1 protein-coding gene is annotated in these 234 nt (G+C 74.4%); it reads left to right on the top strand.

Annotated features, from left to right (window positions below):
• The coding region (locus BN358_RS25665) for a tetratricopeptide repeat protein (RefSeq protein ID WP_304412801.1) at nt 1-234 on the top strand (234 nt) is incomplete at both ends.

The following is a 234-nucleotide window of genomic DNA, read 5'->3' as shown; positions in this document are numbered from 1 at the left end:
TCAGCGCGGAGGATCCGGTCCAGCGACTCGCCGCCCTGTCGGCGCCGCCGTCCCTCTCGCCCGGCGTGTTGCTCGCCCGCGGCCAGGCCGCGCTCGAGGCCAACAACGCCCAGCTGGTGGACGAGTGCGTCCGGCGACTGCTCAGCAATGACCCGTGGGAGTGGCGAGCCGTCTGGCTGGCCGGGCTGCGCGCCCTCCAGGCCCGCGACTACCGCACCGCGCAGAGCTCGTTCA

The organism is Sedimentibacter sp. B4, from assembly GCF_000309315.1.
GTDB classification, from domain to species: domain Bacteria; phylum Bacillota; class Clostridia; order Tissierellales; family Sedimentibacteraceae; genus Sedimentibacter; species Sedimentibacter saalensis.
Note: the sequence above shows the minus strand (reverse complement) of the source record. Positions and strands in the feature narration are given on the sequence as shown.